The sequence below is a fragment of the Bacillus shivajii genome, from assembly GCF_020519665.1.
GTDB lineage: Bacteria > Bacillota > Bacilli > Bacillales > Salisediminibacteriaceae > Bacillus_CA > Bacillus_CA shivajii.
The window spans coordinates 3,035,795-3,054,547 of record NZ_CP084703.1; the positions used below are offsets into that span (position 1 = coordinate 3,035,795).

Consider the following 18,753-nt stretch of genomic DNA (forward strand, 5'->3'; position numbering starts at 1 on the left):
GTAAATGAAGAAAAAGCACGGGCTACTGATTTATCGCGAAGAGGACATTAACCGAAATGAAAAATTTATTAGCTTGCTTATAAAGGCCAGCCACAACGTTCATCGACCATTGACACTCATTTCATACGAACAATTGTTGATTCAAGTTTCCGGATCAAGTGAATTTTTCACACGGGCCGAAATGCCACTTCCAGCTTTTATCATAAATCGATCTGTATCTCCTTGGTTAAATGAATTAGCGGAAATGAACGGCATTCGCTCGTTCAACTCTTCCTATATTTCAAGGATCGCAAATGATAAACGACTCTCTCATAGCATAATGAAGAGACTTAGAATACCCATGCTTGAAACCTTACAGATTACAAAACAACGACTAATGGAAAACACCCCTCTTCCCTTTCCTTTCGTTGTTAAAGATCCATACGGAAGAGGGGGGACAAGTGTTCATTTCATTACAAATGCCGCACAGTTATATGAAACAAACACCAACCTTCCCAACGAGTTGATCATTCAGCCCGTCGCCAAGTCACCTGGTAAGGATGTACGAGTTTATGTTGTTGGCAAACAAATCGTTGGGGCTGTTTTAAGAGAGTCAACAAACAAGGATATCCGTGCGAATATTTCATTAGGCGGTCAGTCTAGCTTATACGAACTATCAAAAAAAGAAACAGCTTATATAGAGCAAATCATTAAACACCTTAAGCCGGACTTTGTCGGCTTGGACTTCTTATTCGACGAACACGGAAACGTATTATTTAACGAAATGGAAGATGCCGTCGGTTGCCGTAGTTTATATATGAACAGTGACATTGATATTGCCTCTATTTTTATGAAATATGTGGCTAGTGAGACATAACTCCTTCCTAATGAAAATGAGGATGACTCCATCTCGGGTCACCCTCATTTCTATTACTCTATTATTCTTTTCCTAACCACTCGTTGATCATGTCACGGTTTTCATCAATCCACTTTTCAGCGCCTTCTTCTTCACCTAGTTCGTTAATGTAAGACATTAGCTCACCAAGTGTTTCATCATCCATCATCCAATTATTTAGCCATTCAATGACTTCTGGATACTCATCTTCAAACCCTAGACGTGACATGTAGTAAATGTCTTCAGGTTCACCATAAACCCCTTTAGGATCTTCAAGGTACTTAATGTCAAAATCAGAAAATGCCCAGTGCGGGTTCCAAAGTGTCACAACAACTGGCTCTCCCTCTTGATAAGCAGTATCTAGCTCAGTAATCATCGCAGGCTCTGAGCTGACAACAAAATCAAGATCAAGATCATATTCTTCCAACGCTTCTTCTGTAATACGAGTTAAACTTGCTCCAGCATCAATACCGACGATGCGATTGTCAAATTCATCAGCACGATCATTTAATTCATCAATACTATCAATATCAAAATACTCAGGAACAGCAAGTCCTAAACCAGTTCCTTCAAACCATACTTCATGCATGTCAAGGTCATCACCGTGATCTTCGTAAAATGGCTCATCTGTTGTTGGTAGCCACACTTCAAGTGATAAGTCAATTCCTCCACTAGCAATACCTGTCCAAATTGGGGCTTTTTCAGACATTGTTAATGTGACATCATATCCTTCTTCTTCCAGGATAATCTTCCACATGTTACTAATTGCAATGTTTTCAGCCCAGTTATTTAAACCAATTTCAATTTCACCCTTATCTCCTGAGCTATCTGTTTCTCCTACTTCACCGTCTGTTGCATCATCACCACAAGCAGCAAGTAGTAATGCAATAGCAGTGAAAACTGTTAAAAACATATTCTTTTTAAACATGTTAAACTCCCTTTCTTGTTTCAAAAATGTATGTACTGAAATCCAAATCGCTTATATATTATACGCATTTGAACAATCATTCACAAATTGCAAAATGTGTGAAAAAATCACTTTAGCATTCTTTTCCAATGATCTGCATTGCTTAGATTCTTCATTCGAAAAAATCGTATGATTACCTAATGAATACATTCAATCTAGCACATATAATCATAAAAGATTGTCCATTATTCTTTTCGTTTGATTCAAAAGGGAAAATGCTAGACACTTTTGAATCAACCTTTTCTACTTAAACATAATCAACTAAGAGACTCAAGATTTAAAGCGCTTTGCAATATAATCAGCTGTACGTATTGCTAACGCAGTCGTCGTCAAAGTAGGGTTAGCAGCCCCTGATGGTGGCAGTACACTATTATCAGCTACAAAAAGATTGTTCACCCCATGAACTTTCCCATATTGATTCGTGACAGATACCTCCGGGTCATTTCCCATACGGCACGTTCCAGTTTCGTGTATATCGACACCTGGTGCTTTAAGAATTGGAGGTACTATTAACCGCAACCCTAAAATGTTTGCTACTTGCTCTACTCTTGAAGCCATATCATCTATTATAGCTCTATCTCTGTCAGTATAAGAAAAATAGACACGGAGTTTTGGAATCCCAAAATCATCGACATTCTCTCGATCTAAAATCACACGATTTTCCGGTCTCTGCTCAGCAACGCCAAACCCTTGTAAACCAAACCATAATTCGTGAAGTAGCGGCTGTTCTTTAAAATGATACCAGTAATACTCAAAAGGATCTGGGCCGTGAATTTGCAGTTGGAACGGCCTATCTGCAGATTCAGGAACTAGTATCGAAGCAACGCCAAGAACCTCTTCAAATTTTTCTCGGTTAGTCTTCCCTTCAGCTACAATAAATGGGTGGTGAGTTAAGTATTTCCCTATTGCTTCCCCTTCAATATTTGAATTCATTAAAATACGCGGATTTTCAAACGTACTTGCTGAAAGTACCACCGTTTTGCCATGTATACGATATTCTTTTTTCTCAGGGGAGATGACTTTAACCCCAATAGCTTTATCCTTCTCATGAAGTACTTCAAACACACGTGCATTCACAGCAAGGTCAAAAGGTTTTATATTTAAGCCCAGAGCTAAAAAATTAATAGAACTGAAGAAAACATTAGACTGAACTTTTCCATATTTCGTCGTGTCCAAATTAACAGCCATCGGCATGTTCATCGCATCACCATAACCGCCTCGCCTTAACTGAGCAAGAAATGTAGATTGAATATTCGAACCTCTAGGATACCCTTGATTGACATTCATGACCTCTTCTGCAATCAAATAATAAGGAAGAAGGTCTTCGTAGGTAATCGGCCAATGTTGAAAAACATTCGGAAAGAACCTTGGTGTAACAGCTCCCCATTGAATCGTACGCCCACCCAATGCAAAAAATTGCGCTGCTCCTGGAAACTCTGGCCAAAGTAAATCTACTGGATTACTATTCGTGTAAACGAACCTTGCGAGCCGATTGTGGTCAAAGGTAGGAAGATTTTGTGCATGTGTTGGTAATAATAAACCTCCTCTTTCAAGGACAGCAATTCGCTTCCCTTCTTTTTTCCATTGTTCACATAACCTCCATAGTACCGCACCACCACCGGCTCCACTTCCTACAATGATGACGTCATAATTCACTTTCGTCATCTCTTCTAATGGGGTTACAGGGATCCATTGCTTTAAAGGCGGTTCGGGCGGAGGTGGAAGATATTGACGGTATGAACTTTTGTCTTGGGGTTTAGCAGAATATCTTTTTATGAACGAGGGTTTAATGGGGCTCGATGGGACTTTTACTTTCTTCTTACCGATGTTTATATCTTTATTTGATATCGATTTATTTACTCGAAGTATCTCTTTAACATTTACTTTATAACGATCTGCTATTTTTTTTAACGTATCTCCTTCTTTCCCTATAATAATCTTCATATAATCACACCCCTTAAGCCTAATTTTTATCATATATATGTACCGATGTACTATTCTTTACAAAGGAATGTGATGCATTGAATGAATAAAAGAAACATATAAGTGACACTAAGTGATCATCGTATTTCACATCTTCTTATACGTGTTCGATTAAAAATATAAAGAGAGTGAGGAGCTTCGATGAAACTTGGGGTTTTCGTTAATCATGTGTTCGAACATCTCACATTTGAAGAGATGTTAGACTTTGTAAAGTCACGTGAAATAGAAGCTGTTGAATTAGGGACAGGAAATTACCCTGGGGATACATTTGTTCCCTTAAATGAATTATTGATGAATGAAATGACAAGAAAACGTTTTTTAGAAGCGATTGAATCGCGAGGACTTTTTATTAGTGCCCTTAGCTGTCACGGCAACCCTCTCCACCCTGACCGAGATATCGCACGAGAGCACCATGAAACGATTATAAAAACAATTGACCTTGCTCATTTAACCGGAGTTCCCATTGTTAACGGCTTTTCAGGTATGCCAGGTACGCCTAATTCAAGCAGATATCCTAACTTCCCAACTGCTCCATGGCCGCCGGAATACAAAGAGCTTTATGAATGGCAATGGGATGAAGTAGTAATCCCATATTGGCAAGAAGTCGGACAATATGCACGACAAAGAGGGGTAAAATTAGGAATTGAACCTCACGGTAACTTCTCGGTTCATTCTCCAGCTACTTTACTGAAGTTGCGCGAAGCAGTTGGTGATGTGATTGGAGTAAATTTAGATTCCGCTCATTTATGGTGGCAAGGTATCGATGTTGTCGAAGCGATTAAAATCTTTGCTCATGCTGAAGCTTTATATCATTTTTCAAGTAAAGATATGTGGTTTGATGAGACGAACATGAATTATTTTGGACTGCTTGATATGCAGCCATTCGATGACACATTTACTCGCTCTTGGACATTTCGAACAATTGGTTATGGTCGCGATGTGAAAACGTGGGCGAACATGATTAGTGCTTTAAAGATGTCTGGTTATGACTATGTCATCAACATTGAGCAAGACGATCCACTAATCGATGGATTAGAAGGTTTTACAAAAGCTGCTCAACTATTAAAGAAGTGGATCATTTAATTAACTACTCTCGTTATCTTTATGTTTCTTATTATTCCTTTTTATTACAGTGATCAAAAAAATAAGTAACAGTGGAAAGACCCCAAAAGTAGTAATTACTAACGGCCATATATCTGCTACAAATAGAGCAAATTCTAGTTCATGTTCATACATCGTTAACGCTAAAAGCAACGAAATAAATGAAATTGGAAAGATTAAAATACGATCATCTTTTATTTTAATCCATTTTGTCATTGATAAATTGAGAATAAACAAAACGATCGTCGCCTTCATAAAAGAACCAACAATCCAAATCATACTTGTAATCACTTCTACTCGCGTTAAAATATCTTTTACATCAATTAAGCGAGCGATAAAAAACAGCGAATATTTAATATCACCTGCCGTCGGACCTAAAATCATAATTGTTACAAGAACGACAATGAAAAGTATAAGACTGCTGACAAAAAATCCCGCATACATTTTTTTTGTAAACGAGGGGTCCTCATCTTCATTTTTTTTATAGGTAAAAGGCAAAAGCATCGAAAATATGAATAACTCAGCATAAGGAAACCCCCAAGTAATATAACTCCCATGTAAAACTGGTTTTATGCCTTCTGGAAACAATGGGAGGAGGTTACTTGGGTCCATTTCTGGTAACAGTAACAGGATCACGACTGTAAAGACAGAAATAATAACAAAGATTAATAAGGTGAACATTCTTGCCATCACTTCAATCCCCGCTCGTGCTGTAAGAGCAGCAACGAAAAGGGCAAGGCCATTTAATACAAATTGTGGGGTTTCTCGATACATTGTGCTAGTAAGAAAAAGACCTATGTCATGAACAATATTCCCCAACATTAAAAACAACATCATAATAAGGAAAAATATAACAATTATCGTTATTTTGTTACCTAAAGTCTCGCGACTATATTCAATAAATGTTAAACTTTTGTACTGTTTGTGCAAATAGATTACACAAGCTAATACAATAGCTCCACCAGAAATAGATATGAGTAAGGCAAGCCACCCCATCCGGTCCGCAACATTTACAACTGGAGCAGGGATATTTACAATAGCTGACCCAGTTAAAAAGACGAGTAATAAATACGCTAGTTGTGTTGCATTTATACTTTCCCTATTTTTCATCACTTCTTACTCCCCTTCAAAAAACTGCACAATCCATTCTGCAGGCTGTAAGAACAAAAACTCAAACAAATGATTTAAATTTAGGACGTTCATGTCAAACCCATAGTCTATACTTAAGTAAACAGCAATCACGAGAAATCCGAAATAAACAGTTCTTGTTTTTTTATCTTTCATTTTTATCAAAATTGGTATATCAAAGCTTAGAATACTGATCCATACGATTATAAGGAGTATAAGTTTATCAAACATAAGCAATTACCTTTTACGTTCTATTCTGAAAGGAATGGTTTACTTTGAAAAAAGCCGCTTGTAATAATATTGATATCAACATCCACTTCAAATTCAATATTGGCAAAGTTCTCTCTCCAATCTTCTTTTAATGTTTTCCATTCAGTCGGATTTTCTCGATAAATTTGATTCCCCATATTGATTGGGTCAATTTTTTCTTCTTGAAGTCTTTCAATCATAAGTTCTAATCGCTCTTCTACAATTCTTTCAATATATTGCACATATTGTTCCTTTTCTTCTTCTGTTTCTAATTTAGTCTGAAATATTTCACCTAGAATAACATCGAGCTCTGAAGTTATCTTTACTGATATGTGTTGTCCTTCAATATGAACATCCCTATTCGTTTCTTGTGATAATACTTTTAAGCTTTCCATTTTTTCTTCTTCTTCACCTTGACTATTACCAAGAAGAGGAATTTTAATAACTCCTGTTTTGAATTGATCTTTTAACATAATAAGGTATTGCGTTTCCTCCCCTGATATATGAGTGGTCATTTGACCATCTTTTAGTAACACAACTCCATTCATCGGTGCAGTTTTATTTGTATGATCTGGAATTATATAAGGAATATAAGTATCATTGACTTCACTTTTCATCTCTAAACTTAAGTCAAACAGCGTTGTATCAATCGATTTACCAGATAATTGATGACCTTGTCTTTGTCCTTCCCTTATTTGTCTACCAACCGTACTTTCAATTAATGGTTCAAAATTGAGAAAGTCCCTTCCTTCACCTTCTCCTATAACAACATTGACCGTTGAACGTGGTTCGATATCACGATAAAAGAAATCAAGCAATTCATCTATCGCTTTTGCCTTAACTAAATCTTCTGAAAGGATAATCGACTGCATATGACTCCAATTCGTTTTCCTCCCTAAATGAATAACAAAGTCACGCGTTGCGTCATAGACATTATCTGCTTCAGTTGATATATGGAATTGTTCTACACCCGTATCATCGCCAGATGGCTTATAAACTTGTAAGGTCAATTTAATTGCATCTTCTTCACCTTCATCTAAAGTTGCAGCGATAACAAATCCTAATTCTGTTAATTCATATTGATCCCAGCAACCAGTCATTATAAATAAGGAGGAAAATATTAATATTAATTTGATTCTCATGAAACATCCTTCTTTCATGAATCGTCACATTAGTTTTTCGGTACCCGGTGCATATGCTTATTTCTAGGAGAGCGAAGTAATGTTTTAAGCGGTATCCGTACAAATACTTCACGCCATTGAAATGGACGTGCTGGAGCAACCGGTGATAAATAAGGCTGACCTAACGAACGTAAACAAGTTAAGTGTAAAATTATTAATAAGAGACCAATTGCTAATCCGTACGCTCCTAAACTTGCTGATAAAAACATGAGTGGGTATTGCAATATACGATAGGAGATCCCAAGGTTGTAGCTCGGAATCGTAAAAGTCGACACACCTGTTAGCGCTACAACAACAACCATAATTGGAGAGGCAATACCTGCTTCAATCGCTGCTTCCCCAATAATTAAAGCGCCTACGATGCTCACAGCTTCACCAACTGGCTTTGGTAAGCGTATCCCTGCTTCACGCATTAATTCAAAGAAAAACATCATAATTAGTGCTTCAATAATTGCTGGAAAAGGAATCCCTTCCCTAGTATCCAATACAGCTAATAACAGTTGTGAAGGAATCATTTCTGGATGAAACGTACTTAAACTAATATAAACACTCGGGAGTGTGACCGCTATGATGACAGCTATAAAACGCAAAATGCGGATCATGCTGGAAATAACAGTTCGCTGATAATAATCCTCTGGGGATTGGAATAGTTCCAAATATAATGCTGGACATATCATTGCTGTACCTGTTCCATGTACTAAAACAAGGATTTTCCCATCAAGTAAAGCTGATACGGCGACATCAGGTCTCTCCGTATACCTATATTGAGGAAAAGGGGAGTACGTTGAATCCTCTATCAATTCTTCAATGTATGAAGTTTCTAAAATTTCTACGTCCTCTAATTGCTCCAAACGTTTTTCAAACTCTTCTAATGTCTCAGGATCTACCGCACCTTCAAGATACCCATAAGCAATTTCTGTTTTCGTACTTTTTCCTGAAGTCATTGATTTAATTTTAAACTTTGGATTTCTAAGGCGAGACCTTAGTAACCCTAAGTTCGTTTGCAAGTTTTCGACCATGCCATCATGAGGTCCCTTTACGACCGACTCACTAACCGGTTCATCTACACCTCTTGATTCAACCGAAATTGCCTCAAAGCTAAGCGCTTCATCCCATTGATCAAATAAAATGACGACATGACCTGATAAAACGTCATCAATGACCTCATCATAAGAACTCAACAAATTGGCCTCGTAATACGAAACACCATGCTTTTGAAAAAAAGACTTAATATCGCCAACAGAAATCATATCTGCTTGACCAAGTTCATGAGTCACTAAATCTTGCAAAACTCTTTTTAAATGATTCTCATCTTGGTCTTGAACAAGGGAAGAACAGTGTACTGTCATCGCCTTTTGAGTAAGGTTGTATCCATAATGGTACTCCTGAATCTTGATATCTTTGCAATCATCAAAAGTGTCACTGATTTTTTTTTCACTGTCTGTGATATTACGAGATATATTTTCTTGTGTCTCTTTCGTTTGACTCATGATAACTGCTCCTCATCTCCACAGTAGCTTTTATCTTAATGCTTAGCTTTTCGAGAAAGTAACAACTTTATTCCTTGATTAGAAAAAAATGCTAGCTCCTATTTAAAACATATGAAAAAGCCACCCGCTTTTTATAACGGATGACTTCATTATTTAAACACTACAGTTTTTGGCTTTATAGGAAGAGGCATTAAGCTATAACACCCCCTAATTGAAAAAGCTCTTATTCGACTAAATGATGTTTAAAAGCATAAACAACTGCCTGTGTACGATCATGGACAGCCAGTTTACTTAAAATATTACTAACGTGAACTTTCGTTGTTTTTAAAGCAATAAAGAGTTCATTAGCAATTTCCTGGTTCGTCTTTCCTTCTGCCATAAGCTTTAACACTTCCATCTCTCTTCCTGTTAACTGTTCATGGAGGATAGGAACATTATTTTGGCGCATTTTAGACATAATCTTTCCTGTCACCTCGGGCTCTAGCACGGATTGACCATCAAATGTGGCGCGAATTGCTTTGGCAATTTCACTTGCTTTCGATGTTTTTAACATATAACTAGTCGCCCCAGCTTCAAGAGCAGGGTATACTTTTTCATCGTCCAGAAAACTCGTAACAATGATAATTTTTGCTCTTGGCCATTTCTCGATAATTTGCTTTGTCGCCTCGATTCCGTCCATTTCTTTCATGACAAGATCCATTAAAATGATATCCGGTTTTAGCTCAAGTGCAAGCTGAACAGCTTCTTCCCCATCATCAGCTTCTGCAATGACATCAATATCTTTTTGTGCAGACAAATAGGATGAAACACCGATTCGTACCATTTCGTGATCATCAGCAAACAATACTTTAATCATTCTTCGTCACCTCTTTGTAATACCGGGACCTTCACTTCTAAACGGGTTCCTTCATTTTTTAAACTAACAATTTTCAACGTGCCACCGATCTCTTCTGCACGTTCTTTCATATTATCAAGTCCATATGAACTGCTACCAGTTGTTTCTTCAACATTAAATCCGATACCATCATCTGTAATTCGTAAAATAATATAGTTATCCCGTTCAATGAGTAACACTTCTAAATGATTCGCTTTTGCGTGGCGCAGCGTATTTGACAGTGACTCTTGTAAAACTCGAAACAGATGATCTTCAACCCCTTTTGCGAGCGATAAGTCTTCAATTTTCTCATTGATTTGAATTGGAACCTTTTCTTTTAATTCTAATAATAATTCTTTTATGCCTTCATAGAGTGACTTTCCTTTTAATGCTGCTGGACGTAGATGTAACAAAAGGGCTCTCATTTCTAACTGAGATTGTTCAATCATTTTCCCAACTAATTCAAGCTGTTTCCTTAATCCCTCGTCTTCCGGAGGATTCATTTCATTGATTGTTGACATCATCATCGATGCCGCAAATAACTGTTGACTGACAGAATCATGAAGCTCACGCGCTAATCGATTTCTTTCTTGGACAACCACTTCTTGTAAACTTTTCTCCCGCTCATACGCTCTTTCTGACGCAAGTTTTTGCACATTTTTCGTTTGTTCATTTAGCTTTGATTGCAATAGAAAAAACTGATCATAAATCTCTTCGATATCTTTTAATTCTTTTTCTTCTTTTCGAAGCTGTTCACCACTTTTTACAACTTCAAGTTGATCTGACACCCATTTCAGTTTTCTCCTGAAGTAAGTACCTGTGATGACCCCTGATGCAGCTCCACTTAACATGATCATAATGACCATAAAAAAGACATAGGGCAAATCGAATAACCGCTGTTCGATAAGTAACGACCAGTTATCGAGTGGAAACATAATAAATGATGGAACAAGAATGAGAATTGCAAATACAGTAAAACTTAAGATGCCATACATCATTTGTTTAAGTATCACATTCATATCCGCTTCACCTCAATATCTCCGGATAGAATGGATGTAACGATTTTCACCCGTGGTGTTCCATCGTTATAACCCGCCGTTACGTACGATAGTTTTTTATTAAAAAGTGACTCATGTCTTTCTTGGAAAATCGTTGCTCTGCCAAAAACCGCACTATGGTCAATTTTCACTTCAACTTCATAAGGAATATACACTTTTATATCGCCGATACCATGACGAATCGATATAACACCATCTTCACGGAGTACAGTATTACTTAAATCAATTATACGGTCACCGATGCCACCGTGGACGTTAATATCTCTCCATTGATATGGTTTTTGACTCGTTTTCTGTTTTCCAAAAAAACGATTTTTAAAGAGTGATTCTACGTAAACGAGCCCTTCAGCTGTTTCTTTTGTTTTATCAAATTGTGGTTTGACCCGCTCTGGTTCTTCTTTTGATTTATGGTATTGGATAAAAAATATAATGACAAACATAATAAATAAAAATCGAACAGCTATTAAACTTAAGAAAGTAAAAATTAGACTGGTAACCCCGAACCAAAAGAAAAGCTTTCCGACAAGATGACCACCATATTTTTTCCCAAAGTAAATAAAAAGAATAAAAAGAAGTGCTGCAAAAGCAATACCTCTTCCTAAAAATAAAACTTCAAAAACGAAAAGAAAGGCACCGACTAAAAATATCCAATTAAATGCATTTGTAGACATATGCTTAAGCATCGGTAACCCCCTTACATCATTTATAAATAGATAAAAGAGCGCGGTCAAAGCGCCCTTTTATCATACAAGTTTTACTATACCGATTTTTATATGTGGACGGCTGAGTTGTTTTTCGATGTTGTACGACCCTCGCTCCATTTCTTATAAATAAGGTAAAGAACGATCGCGGCAACAACACCAAAAAGTGAATAGCTGTTAGCTACTGCCATACTTAGTACAATAAATCCAATAACAAACCAGAGGGCCTTTCCAACAGTTGAACGGCTTTTTGTGAATTGAACAAACACAACATATAGTAACAATAAACTAATTGCTAGTACAATCATCGGTCCTATATTTACTAATAACACAAAGAGCGCAACTAACGCTGCTATAAATAATAAAAAATGATTCATCCTTTTTTCCTCCTCGAATGATCTTATGATTATATTACTTCGAAGCCCCGTTTTTCGGTACGTTCTCGAGGAATATTTTATCTAAGACTAGAGGCGTATTTTATTTTTATTATGGACAGTTTCAATCTTCCTTACCTTCCCATAGCCTTTGAACCTTTTGACCATCTATCACATACACATCTGGATTAGATAATTGTTTCCACTCGTTAAAGCCAAAGCTAGGATCATAAGTTCTCAGTAAAAGTGATAATAAATTCCCGTGAGTGACCGCCACAATATTTTCATACTCACTATCCTCTAAATCTTTCATAACTTCTACTACACGAGTCGTAGCCTCTCTACTTGATTCCCCACCTTCGTACTTTAATTCATCATCTTCATATGTAGCCTTCAATTTATCCAATATATCAGGCAAGTCATTTGTGCTTACGACTCGCTCAGCTAGCCGGTCATCAACCGTTACGTCTACACCGAGTTTTTTGGATAACGGTGCTACAGTATGTTTTGCTCGTGTAAACGGGCTAGAAACAATATAATCAATCTTTTTGTCTGAAAAAAAATCAGCAAGAACTTCGGCCTGTTGTTCTCCTAAATCAGTTAATTTTGCTTCAGGTGGTTGTCCTTCCGCTTGACAATGGCGTACTAAGTAAATCATATTATCTACTCCCTCATTGATTAAATTTCTTTCTTTTGTTCTTTAGATCAAGTATTCCTTCTCTTTTGTAAAGTCCGTGAAAAATGGAAATGCCGTCAACACAACCCCTATTGAAATGATTAATATCGGAATAATAATCGAAAACGGAACATTGAACATATTTAATAGCATAGGTATTGGAATAATTAGTGCAGATAATATGCCGATCTTTATGTTACTCGTTTTCGTTATATACTATTTTTTATCACAGTTCGGGCACTGTTTTTTCCATCAATACAGAAAAACGCTTCATTCCATCTGAATTTGTAGTTACAAGACCAGCAAAATGGCAATTTCATTTCCATTCCCCTTTCCTTGGTCAAGAGACTATTATGAACGTATTTTAACATAAGGCTATGTTAAAGTTGGTTGTTAATTTTGTGATTCGCTCTCGGTGGACGCTTTCACCTCTAGGCACAAGTGCGACATCCGCTCAAGCTTCGTTCCACTTGCTATCGCGGTGTCTTCTTTGCCGCGGGCACGGCTTCAGCTAACTTAGGAAAGAAAATAATTTTTTATTTCCTAAGTGGATCTTCAGCTCGTGCTTTTCCCGCTGGAGTCGTCACCTTCGCTCCTCACAAATGAAACAATTGTAAAATAATACTGCATATCAACACTGAACTTTAACTGCGCCTAACATAAATATCCATTATGGATCGAAGACGTTATTTGCTCCAAAAAAAAGCCCACAAGATTTCTTGTAGGAGCGTGTATAGAGGGTGACTCATGTCAATGATGAGTCACCCCCTTAAACTAAACGAATTCAATATTTAACAAGTCTTTAACATTTTCAATCTGATTTAAAATTGTAACCTCAGGACTTCCTGCAAACAGAAGGCCAATAGCCTTATTATTCATATCAGTGACTACCGATCCACTATCTCCTCCTTCTGATAATGGGGTAGTAAGAATTTGATCTGTAAACCTAGCAACACGGTTGTTTCCGAAGTTTACATCAATTGTAGCTCCTACCGAAACGATTTCTCCAATCGTATAACCTGTTGTTCTCCCGGTTTTTTTCACTTGCATGCCTACTTCGACATCTTCCTTATTCACCCAGCCTTTTAGGTAACCGTTCCAGTAAATATCCCGGTCGAGCTCCTGCAATGAACCCTCAGCAATAGCGGCATCTACGAGATTTTCATGGTCCTCAAGTGGTTTATCTGGAGTCAGGTCAATCGGAATAAATTTACTTAATGTGGCGACCTGATCATCGGGAAGTCTTCCACCATCTACAGTTCCAGGCTGTATAACCGGGTCTCCAAGAGAGGCTGCATTGCTGTTTGCAAGTACATGGTTATTCGAAAGAATATAATAATTTATTTGATTCCCCTCTTCTTTGCTATATACGATCGCTCCTGCCGTACCTGCTGTTATATCTGGGTGTCCCACGCTCCACCCTCCTTTAACTGGACGAACCCGGGTTGTAAGCTCGTTTGTCGGAAGTGTACGTAAATCATCCAGTTTATCGGTATAAAGCTGAATTTCAGGCTGACTAATTTCAATAACATCCGTTTCCACACCGTCGAGGCTTTCAGGGACCTTATCTTCTTTCGTTAAGGAAGACAGAGGCTTTTTACTAGTAACATAGGCAATAAGCGCAGGTCTTCCAGTATATTTTCCACTCTTCTTTTTCACGCCAATACCTAAACCAATAACATTCTGTTTTCGTAAAATAGCATCTTCATTCTCTTTACTTTTGACTTTTTTTACAGCTTCAATTTCTTTTTTCGATAGATGAGGCATATGACCCCTCCCTGAAAGTTTTGTATAAATACATTCGAGCTTATTTTCGGGACTACCTTTATTTTTTTCCCTACAAAAAGAGATTAGAACAAAAGTAGCACTTGCCAAAAAGACAAATGCTACTTAGAGATTAGTGATGATACGTTACCGCATGCGATATTAACATTTACGATGAACAATACAGAACGAGTTGATGTTTTTATAACTCTACTTTTGCAAAGAACTCTTTCTACGATTATGAAAGAAGCTTTTGAAATTCACTTATTAGCTTATTCGTGATTTCTCTTTCACCTGTAAACTCTATGTTATCTATCTTTTTAACTGGCATCACTTCCATGCTTGTACTTGTCATAAACACTTCATCAGCTTCAAGTAACATATGAAGGTCGAATTGAATTTCTTCAACATAAATTCCTTGTTGATTTGCTAGTTCAATCACTTTTTGTCTTGTGATGCCATTTAAAATACGTTTGGTTGCTGGATGTGTATAAAGAATTCCTTTCTTTACTATAAATACATTACTGCTAGAACCTTCCGTCACTATTCCATCCCTATGTAAAATTGCTTCAGTACACCCTGCTTTTACCGCCGCTTGTTTAGCCATAACATTTGGGAGCAAGTTTATTGACTTAATATAACAATTTAACCAACGTTCATCGTCTAATACGACCGTATCTATTCCTTTATCACGAGCTGTTGCTTCGATTTTTCTTGCATGACGGATTGTCATTGAGAAAACTGCTGGACCGTCTGGATAATGATGCTGTCGGTTAAAAATACCTCTCGTAATTTGAATATATACTTCCGCTTCTTTTATTCCTGATAGCTCAAGACCTTCTGTGACAATGCTATGTATTTTTTCATGAGAATACGGAATTTCAAGATCAATTGCTTCTGCACTCATTTGTAACCTATCTATATGTTCATCAAATGTGAACAGTTCTCCATTATACACGCGAATAACCTCATAAATTCCGTCCCCGAATTGATGTCCACGCTCTTGAATCGGAACTACTTTTTCGTTTATATCGACAAATCGATCTTGATAAAATCCTATCTCTTTCATTAACGACACCTCTTCATACAAAATTAGTCTTTTCATAAGAATACCACATCGTCATAGGTACATTAAAAGAGAATTTCGAATAAATAAATAGTTCCTTTTATTTATGGCTGTTTTCGTAAAGTGCATTATTTCTTTCATCATGTACATGTACACAAAAAACCCCGAAACGATTCATACGTTTCGAGGTTCGAACTTAATTTTTCAATTCTTCAATACGAGCTTTTACTTTATCCCGCTGTTCTACGTAATCTTTTTCTTTTTCACGTTCAGCTTGAACGACGTTTTCTGGCGCTTTTGCGACAAAGCCTTCGTTACCTAGTTTCTTTTGCACGCGGTTTACTTCGTCATCCAGTCGTTTTACTTCACCTTCTAGACGAGCGATTTCTGCATCTAAATCGAGAAGGCCAGCTAGTGGTAAATATAGTTCAACGCCTGATAAAACAGAGCTCATTGATTTCTCTGGAGCTTTCATGCCCGTTTCCATTTTCAGCTCACTAGGGCGACAGAAGCGTTCAATGTATGCTTTGCCTCGCTCTAATTGAGATAAGCGATCTTCATCGTTTGCACTAATGAAAAGGGTAATTTCTTTACTCATTGGAACATCTAGTTCAGCTCGTGTATTTCGAACAGAACGAATAATTTCTTTTAATAGTTCCATATCTTTTACTGCCTCATTGTCCATGAATGACTCTTGTTTTTCTGGCCACTTCGAAACCGTAATTGACTCGCCTTCGTGTGGTAAGTGCTGCCATACTTCTTCTGTAATAAATGGCATAAACGGATGTAATAAGCGCATCGTCTGATCTAATACGTAGGCAAGAACAGAGCGAGTTGTATGTTTCGCTTCTGCATCATCACCGTTAAGAGGAAGTTTTGCCATTTCAATATACCAGTCACAGAAGTCATCCCAGATGAAGTTGTAAAGGGCACGACCGACTTCTCCAAACTCATAAACATCAATAAACTTCGTAACGTGGTCGATTGTTTCTTGAAGGCGAGTAAGAATCCACTTATCAGCAATTGTTTTCTTGCCTGTTAAATCAATTTCTTCGTACTTCAAGCCGTCCATGTTCATCAGAGCAAATCGTGATGCGTTCCAGATCTTATTACCGAAGTTCCAGTTCGCCTCAACTTTTTCCCAGTAAAAACGAAGGTCATTACCTGGTGAGCTGCCTGTTGATAAGAAGAAACGAAGCGCATCGGCACCGTACTTATCAATAACATCCATTGGGTCGACACCATTACCAAGAGACTTACTCATTTTTCGGCCTTCAGAGTCACGTACGAGTCCGTGAATGAGGACGTCTTTGAATGGACGCTCGTTGGTAAATTGTTGACCTTGGAAAATCATACGGGCAACCCAGAAATAGATGATGTCATAACCTGTAACTAGTGCATCTGTTGGATAGTAACGCTTATAGTCAGCTGCTTCTTCATCCGGCCAGCCCATCGTTGAAAATGGCCATAAAGCTGAGCTGAACCACGTATCAAGTACATCTACATCTTGCTCCCAATTTTCAATATCTTCTGGTTCTGTGCGACCTACGTAAAGTTCTCCAGTTTCTTTATGATACCAAGCTGGAATACGATGTCCCCACCATAGCTGACGTGAAATACACCAGTCACGGATGTTTTCGATCCAATGCATATACGTTTTTTCAAAACGGTCAGGAACAAAGTTTACTTTATTCTCGGATTTTTGTAATTCAATCGCTTGTTCTGCAAGAGGTCCCATTTTTACAAACCATTGTGTTGATAAATATGGTTCTACAACTGCTCCACTTCGCTCAGAGTGACCAACACTATGCATATGTTCTTCGATTTTGAAAAGGACACCATCATCTTGTAGATCTTTAACTATTTGCTTACGACATTCAAATCGGTCCATACCTTCGTATTTTCCAGCATTATCGTTCATCTTACCATCTTCATGCATAACGAGAACGCGCTCAAGATTATGACGGTTTCCAATTTCAAAGTCATTTGGATCGTGTGCTGGAGTAATTTTTACTGCGCCAGAACCAAACTCCATATCTACGTAATCATCAGCGACAATGTCAATTTCACGACCAACGATTGGTAGCTTTACTTTTTTGCCAATGAGATGTTTGTAACGGTCATCTTCAGGGTGAACCGCTACAGCCGTATCCCCTAACATCGTTTCTGGACGAGTCGTTGCTACTTCAATATGCCCCGAGCCATCAGCTAACGGATATTTCATATGGTAAAAGGCACCTTGAACATCTTTGTAAATAACTTCGATGTCAGATAACGCTGTTTTCGTTTGTGGATCCCAGTTGATAATATATTCGCCACGGTAAATAAGCCCTTCTTCATATAGCCGAACAAATACTTCCCTTACTGCTTTAGATAAGCCTTCATCAAGGGTAAAGCGCTCGCGAGAGTAGTCAAGAGAAAGGCCAAGTTTAGACCATTGGTTACGGATAAAGTCCGCATATTCGTCTTTCCATTCCCATGATTTTTCTAAAAACTTTTCACGACCAAGGTCATAACGAGAAACGCCTTCTTCACGAAGTTTTCCTTCAACTTTCGCTTGCGTTGCAATTCCAGCATGGTCCATTCCTGGAAGCCAAAGTGCGTCGTACCCTTGCATACGTTTTGTACGAATGAGAATGTCTTGGAGCGTCGTATCCCACGCGTGACCAAGGTGAAGTTTCCCTGTTACATTCGGTGGTGGAATAACAATTGTATAAGGTTTCTTATTCTCATCTCCAGTTGCTTCGAAGAATTTTCCATTTACCCAATATGGGTACCACTTCGCTTCTGTCGCCTGAGGATCATACTTCGGCGGCATTGATACTTCTTGATTTTGATCAGTCATCATCTTTCCTCCTTAGATATAAACATTCCTAATTGTCAATATAGTTCACAAAATTGTACGGGACCTGGTCTGTGAATTTTTGAGAATACAAAAAGCCCCCGTTCGTCAAAGGACGAAGGGAGCTTAAATTCCTCGCGGTACCACCTTTGTTTACAGCTAAAAGGGCTTGTTCATGCTTTGTTTAGCATCTACAATTTACGTAAAATTAGCTGTACACTCAAAGCCTTAACGGGGCTGATGCGGCTTTTACTAATAAATGTGTAGCCATAGCTTTAAAGACTGACAAGTTTCACATTGTTCATAAAAGCAACTCCAGGGCGACCTTCCATCTTTACATCCAAGAAAACCTTCCAGCATCGCTGTTTTGCGATAGTTTTCCTCTCTGATGGGTTCGAGATGTACTCCTCCCTATCAACGTTTTA

At 37.8% G+C, this 18,753-nt stretch carries 16 protein-coding genes and 1 other annotated feature (1 of these 17 running past the window's edge); of the genes, 2 read left to right on the plus strand and 14 right to left on the minus strand.

Annotated features, from left to right (window positions below; all coding sequences use genetic code 11):
• The first annotated feature begins 4 nt into the window (after positions 1–4).
• The gene (locus LGQ02_RS14790) at positions 5–856 is read left to right on the plus strand and encodes an ATP-grasp domain-containing protein (RefSeq protein ID WP_226515120.1); all 852 of its coding nucleotides are present in this window, start codon (positions 5–7) and stop codon (positions 854–856) included.
• Between the two features lie 61 nt (positions 857–917).
• On the opposite strand, the gene LGQ02_RS14795 is transcribed toward LGQ02_RS14790, so the two are convergent.
• A complete protein-coding gene (locus LGQ02_RS14795; RefSeq protein ID WP_226515121.1) occupies positions 918–1,802 on the minus strand; it encodes a glycine betaine ABC transporter substrate-binding protein in 885 nt (294 codons plus the stop codon).
• Between the two features lie 309 nt (positions 1,803–2,111).
• Entirely contained in the window at positions 2,112–3,785 is a 1,674-nt protein-coding gene (locus LGQ02_RS14800; RefSeq protein WP_226515122.1) for a GMC oxidoreductase, read from the minus strand.
• 180 nt (positions 3,786–3,965) lie between these two features.
• Between LGQ02_RS14800 and LGQ02_RS14805 the strand changes: the two genes are divergently transcribed.
• Positions 3,966–4,907 (plus strand): sugar phosphate isomerase/epimerase family protein, encoded by a 942-nt coding sequence (locus tag LGQ02_RS14805; RefSeq protein ID WP_226515123.1) that lies wholly within the window; start codon positions 3,966–3,968, stop codon positions 4,905–4,907.
• Here the strand turns inward: LGQ02_RS14805 and LGQ02_RS14810 are convergent, their stop codons facing one another.
• From LGQ02_RS14810 to LGQ02_RS14865, 12 genes are all read right to left on the minus strand, one after another.
• The gene (locus tag LGQ02_RS14810) at positions 4,908–6,035 is read right to left on the minus strand and encodes a GerAB/ArcD/ProY family transporter (RefSeq protein WP_226518333.1); all 1,128 of its coding nucleotides are present in this window, start codon (positions 6,033–6,035) and stop codon (positions 4,908–4,910) included.
• A gap of 6 nt (positions 6,036–6,041) precedes the next feature.
• Entirely contained in the window at positions 6,042–6,284 is a 243-nt protein-coding gene (locus tag LGQ02_RS14815; RefSeq protein WP_226515124.1) for a hypothetical protein, read from the minus strand.
• A gap of 20 nt (positions 6,285–6,304) precedes the next feature.
• Positions 6,305–7,444 carry a Ger(x)C family spore germination protein gene (locus LGQ02_RS14820; RefSeq protein WP_226515125.1) on the minus strand — a complete coding sequence of 380 codons (1,140 nt, stop codon included), beginning with the start codon at positions 7,442–7,444 and terminating at the stop codon, positions 6,305–6,307.
• Between the two features lie 29 nt (positions 7,445–7,473).
• Positions 7,474–8,973, minus strand: coding sequence for a spore germination protein (locus LGQ02_RS14825; protein WP_226515126.1), 1,500 nt, complete (start codon positions 8,971–8,973; stop codon positions 7,474–7,476).
• 223 nt (positions 8,974–9,196) lie between these two features.
• Positions 9,197–9,829 (minus strand): response regulator transcription factor, encoded by a 633-nt coding sequence (locus LGQ02_RS14830; RefSeq protein WP_226515127.1) that lies wholly within the window; start codon positions 9,827–9,829, stop codon positions 9,197–9,199.
• Positions 9,826–10,866: a sensor histidine kinase gene (locus LGQ02_RS14835; protein WP_226515128.1), complete on the minus strand. Its 1,041-nt coding sequence runs from the start codon at positions 10,864–10,866 to the stop codon at positions 9,826–9,828. Before LGQ02_RS14835 ends, LGQ02_RS14830 begins: the two co-directional genes overlap by 4 nt.
• Positions 10,863–11,588, minus strand: coding sequence for a cell wall-active antibiotics response protein LiaF (liaF, locus tag LGQ02_RS14840; RefSeq protein ID WP_226515129.1), 726 nt, complete (start codon positions 11,586–11,588; stop codon positions 10,863–10,865). The genes LGQ02_RS14835 and liaF overlap by 4 nt, the downstream gene beginning before the upstream one ends.
• A gap of 86 nt (positions 11,589–11,674) precedes the next feature.
• Complete coding sequence (locus LGQ02_RS14845) at positions 11,675–11,983, minus strand: lmo0954 family membrane protein (RefSeq protein WP_226515130.1); 309 nt, start codon at positions 11,981–11,983, stop codon at positions 11,675–11,677.
• A gap of 121 nt (positions 11,984–12,104) precedes the next feature.
• On the minus strand, positions 12,105–12,638 hold the full coding sequence (locus tag LGQ02_RS14850; RefSeq protein ID WP_226515131.1) for a histidine phosphatase family protein: 534 nt from the start codon (positions 12,636–12,638) through the stop codon (positions 12,105–12,107).
• Between the two features lie 792 nt (positions 12,639–13,430).
• A complete protein-coding gene (locus LGQ02_RS14855) occupies positions 13,431–14,423 on the minus strand; it encodes a S1 family peptidase (RefSeq protein WP_226515132.1) in 993 nt (330 codons plus the stop codon).
• Between the two features lie 235 nt (positions 14,424–14,658).
• On the minus strand, positions 14,659–15,525 hold the full coding sequence (gene dat, locus LGQ02_RS14860) for a D-amino-acid transaminase (RefSeq protein WP_226515133.1): 867 nt from the start codon (positions 15,523–15,525) through the stop codon (positions 14,659–14,661).
• Positions 15,526–15,682: 157 nt separating this feature from the next.
• Positions 15,683–18,331 (minus strand): valine--tRNA ligase, encoded by a 2,649-nt coding sequence (locus LGQ02_RS14865; protein WP_226518334.1) that lies wholly within the window; start codon positions 18,329–18,331, stop codon positions 15,683–15,685.
• Between the two features lie 105 nt (positions 18,332–18,436).
• Positions 18,437–18,753 (minus strand) — a binding site (T-box leader); it runs 2 nt beyond the window's last position.

What these genes read in the sequence shown, in the direction of transcription:
- LGQ02_RS14790 (WP_226515120.1), top strand. Translation starts at nt 5, where the DNA reads ATGAAGAAAAAGCACGGGCTACTGATTTATCGCGAAGAGGACATTAAC.
- LGQ02_RS14795 (WP_226515121.1), bottom strand. Translation starts at nt 1,802, where the DNA reads ATGTTTAAAAAGAATATGTTTTTAACAGTTTTCACTGCTATTGCATTA.
- LGQ02_RS14800 (WP_226515122.1), bottom strand. Translation starts at nt 3,785, where the DNA reads ATGAAGATTATTATAGGGAAAGAAGGAGATACGTTAAAAAAAATAGCA.
- LGQ02_RS14805 (WP_226515123.1), top strand. Translation starts at nt 3,966, where the DNA reads ATGAAACTTGGGGTTTTCGTTAATCATGTGTTCGAACATCTCACATTT.
- LGQ02_RS14810 (WP_226518333.1), bottom strand. Translation starts at nt 6,035, where the DNA reads ATGAAAAATAGGGAAAGTATAAATGCAACACAACTAGCGTATTTATTA.
- LGQ02_RS14815 (WP_226515124.1), bottom strand. Translation starts at nt 6,284, where the DNA reads ATGTTTGATAAACTTATACTCCTTATAATCGTATGGATCAGTATTCTA.
- LGQ02_RS14820 (WP_226515125.1), bottom strand. Translation starts at nt 7,444, where the DNA reads ATGAGAATCAAATTAATATTAATATTTTCCTCCTTATTTATAATGACT.
- LGQ02_RS14825 (WP_226515126.1), bottom strand. Translation starts at nt 8,973, where the DNA reads ATGAGTCAAACGAAAGAGACACAAGAAAATATATCTCGTAATATCACA.
- LGQ02_RS14830 (WP_226515127.1), bottom strand. Translation starts at nt 9,829, where the DNA reads ATGATTAAAGTATTGTTTGCTGATGATCACGAAATGGTACGAATCGGT.
- LGQ02_RS14835 (WP_226515128.1), bottom strand. Translation starts at nt 10,866, where the DNA reads ATGAATGTGATACTTAAACAAATGATGTATGGCATCTTAAGTTTTACT.
- liaF (WP_226515129.1), bottom strand. Translation starts at nt 11,588, where the DNA reads ATGCTTAAGCATATGTCTACAAATGCATTTAATTGGATATTTTTAGTC.
- LGQ02_RS14845 (WP_226515130.1), bottom strand. Translation starts at nt 11,983, where the DNA reads ATGAATCATTTTTTATTATTTATAGCAGCGTTAGTTGCGCTCTTTGTG.
- LGQ02_RS14850 (WP_226515131.1), bottom strand. Translation starts at nt 12,638, where the DNA reads ATGATTTACTTAGTACGCCATTGTCAAGCGGAAGGACAACCACCTGAA.
- LGQ02_RS14855 (WP_226515132.1), bottom strand. Translation starts at nt 14,423, where the DNA reads ATGCCTCATCTATCGAAAAAAGAAATTGAAGCTGTAAAAAAAGTCAAA.
- dat (WP_226515133.1), bottom strand. Translation starts at nt 15,525, where the DNA reads ATGAAAAGACTAATTTTGTATGAAGAGGTGTCGTTAATGAAAGAGATA.
- LGQ02_RS14865 (WP_226518334.1), bottom strand. Translation starts at nt 18,331, where the DNA reads ATGACTGATCAAAATCAAGAAGTATCAATGCCGCCGAAGTATGATCCT.